This window comes from Robiginitalea sp., from assembly GCF_049588695.1.
Taxonomy (GTDB): domain Bacteria; phylum Bacteroidota; class Bacteroidia; order Flavobacteriales; family Flavobacteriaceae; genus Robiginitalea.
This window is the reverse complement of sequence record NZ_JBAVZJ010000024.1, coordinates 1-2,526: the sequence shown is the minus strand read 5'-3', so window position 1 is coordinate 2,526 and position 2,526 is coordinate 1. Positions and strand designations below refer to the sequence as shown.

The 2,526-nt window shown below is 54.7% G+C and carries 4 protein-coding genes; 2 read left to right on the top strand and 2 right to left on the bottom strand.

The genetic code is table 11. From position 1 onward, the window contains the following. The coding region (locus tag WBV75_RS00395; protein WP_424118689.1) for a tRNA-dihydrouridine synthase at positions 1-473 on the top strand (473 nt) is incomplete at its 5' end. Positions 474-478: 5 nt separating this feature from the next. On the opposite strand, the gene WBV75_RS00390 is transcribed toward WBV75_RS00395, so the two are convergent. Continuing rightward, a complete protein-coding gene (locus WBV75_RS00390) occupies positions 479-1,690 on the bottom strand; it encodes an ABC transporter permease (RefSeq protein ID WP_424118688.1) in 1,212 nt (403 codons plus the stop codon). Between the two features lies 1 nt (position 1,691). Continuing rightward, positions 1,692-2,084, bottom strand: coding sequence for a 30S ribosome-binding factor RbfA (rbfA, locus tag WBV75_RS00385; RefSeq protein ID WP_424118687.1), 393 nt, complete (start codon positions 2,082-2,084; stop codon positions 1,692-1,694). A gap of 50 nt (positions 2,085-2,134) precedes the next feature. On the opposite strand from rbfA, the gene mce reads away from it, so the two are divergent. After that, the coding region (mce, locus tag WBV75_RS00380) for a methylmalonyl-CoA epimerase (protein ID WP_424118686.1) at positions 2,135-2,526 on the top strand (392 nt) is incomplete at its 3' end.

The window sequence follows — 2,526 nt, the reverse complement described above, 5'->3', positions numbered from 1 at the left end:
CCCGGGTACAGATGTACAAGGGGGAGGCCGACTGGAAACCGATTGCCCGGGTGAAAAACAACCCCAGGATGCATATCCCCGTATTTGGCAATGGGGATGTGGATAGCCCGGAGGCTGCTATGCGTATGCGGGACGATTACGGCCTGGACGGGGCGATGATCGGGCGCGCCTCAATAGGATACCCCTGGTTTTTCAGGGAGGTCAAACACTTTTTTAAAACCGGGGCGCACCTGCCGCCCCCGACCATGGAACAACGGGTGACCGCCGCACGGAGGCACCTGCAAATGTCCATCGACTGGAAAGGCGAGACTTTGGGGGTTTTAGAAACCCGCCGCCACTATTCCAATTACTTCAAGGGGATCCCGAACTTTAAACCCTACCGGATGAAGATGGTGACCAGCGACGACGCTGCGGATGTCTTTGAAGCCTTTGACGAGGCCCTGGAGGCCTTTTCAGGCCATGTGTTCGCTTAAGGGACCTACGCTTTTTTCAGTAGTTTGTAATTGATCCGGTTGCTGGCAATCTTCGCTGCCAGCACGCCCAGGACCGTAATGGTCACCAGCACCAAAAGCACATTCAAGAGCTCATAGGACACCGGATAGGCCAGGGAAGGGGTGATCTTCAGCCAGCCGAAATACTGTTGGGAAAGGATGAGCACACTGCCGATGGCCAGGCCGATAAGCCCTCCTGCCGCGGTCACCAGGACGCCCTGTACAAAGTAAATGCGCCGGAGGTCTTTCAGGGTAAGCCCCAGGGAATACAGGGTGCGGGAGTGTTCTTGTTTGTCGAGGATCATCATGATGATGGCCCCCACCACATTAAAAAGCGCGATGATCAGGACCAGGGTAAAGATGAGGTAGGTGGCCAGGTTCTCCGTGTTGAGCATGCGGTAGAGCGTCTGGTTCAGCTGCCTCCGGTTTTTAAGTTCAATATTGGGCCCCATAACTTCGGAGATGGCCGCCCGGGCTGTTTTTTCGTCGACCTTCGGGGCCAGTTTAAAGTTGATGGCTGAAACCTGGTCGTAACCCCGTTCAAGCAGTGATTGCACCAGGGGGAGTTCGGCAAACAGGTATTTCTGATCCAGGTTTTTTTCCAATTGATAGACCCCGCTAAGCACCAGGGAAACCTGATTGTAGGGTTTTTCTGATAAACCGCCGCTGCCCAGGCCGCCTTTCCCCGGTTTGGGGGCCAGTACGATCAGCGGACTGCGGTAGTCCTGTACCGTAAGCCCCAATAGATTTGCCATGCCAATCCCTGTCACAGTTTGTTGGCCGATCAGATCCCACTGCCCGGTGAACAAAGCGCTGTCAATACCCGTGGTGCGCGAATAGGCGCTGTCTACCCCCCGTATGTAGGCAATACTGCTTTTTTGTTTATGGGTGAGGTACACTCGCTCCTCCAGTTCTGCCGAAAAAGAGGCTACTTCAGGCAGGGCCCGGAGCGCCTCGGCCGTGGCAGGGTCCAGGACAAAGGTCTTGCCGCTTGTCGGGAAGGCTTTAAGGTCCGGGTCGAAGGTGTTGGAAAAGGAAACGCTGAAGGATTTCAAGCCGGAAAACCCGGAAAGCACTATAAACAGGGCTGCGGAACCGATAACGATGACGGCGAAGGTGACGGCATTGATAATGTTTACGGCGTTCTGACTGCTTTTGGAGCGGAGGTATCTTTTGGCGATGTAGAGTGGAAACCTCACCTCAGGATTTTTTACGGCGATCCAGCAAATCCGGATTTTCTATGGGGTCTTCCCCGTCTTTCAGGGATTTCTCAATGTTCTCGATATAGTCCAGGGAATCGTCCAGGTAAAAGTGGAGTTCGGGCACCCGCCGCAGCTGGTGTTTGGTCCGCTGGGAGAGCTCGTGCCTAATCGCAACCTTATCGGCCTGTATGCCCTTGAGGAGCGGCCCGGCCTCTTTGGTGGGGAAAATGCTGACGTACACCCGGGCGTTGGAGAGGTCCGGGGCCACGTGTACCTTGGAGACGGAGAGGATGATGCCCTTCAGCCCGGCATCACTCGCCATGCGTTGCAGGATTTCGGCCAGATCCTGTTGCAGCAACCCGGCAATTTTTTTCTGTCGTTGACTCTCCATGGGGCAAAAATACAGACAAAGTGCGTAATTTTACAGTACAAAGCCGGAGAATGCGAAAAATAGAACATATCGGGATCGCGGTCAAAGACCTGGAAGCCTCCAACACCTTATTCGAAAAACTCTTTGGAGCCCCAGCCTATAAAATGGAAGAAGTGGGGAGCGAAGGGGTGCGTACCTCCTTTTTTAAGTCGGGGCCCAACAAGATCGAGCTCCTGGAAGCCACCCGCCCGGATAGCCCTATTGCCAAATACCTGGAGAAGAAAGGGGAGGGCATCCACCATATCGCTTTTGAGGTGGAGGACATCCACAGCGAAATCGCCCGCCTGAAGGGCGAAGGCTTTATCGTCTTGAACGAAACCCCGAAAAAAGGGGCAGACAACAAGCTCGTCGCCTTCCTGCACCCGAAAACCTCGAACGGGGTGTTGGTGGAACTCTGCCAGGA

Coding starts and splice junctions, on each gene's coding strand:
- rbfA (WP_424118687.1), bottom strand. CDS start 2,084: ATGGAGAGTCAACGACAGAAAAAAATTGCCGGGTTGCTGCAACAGGAT.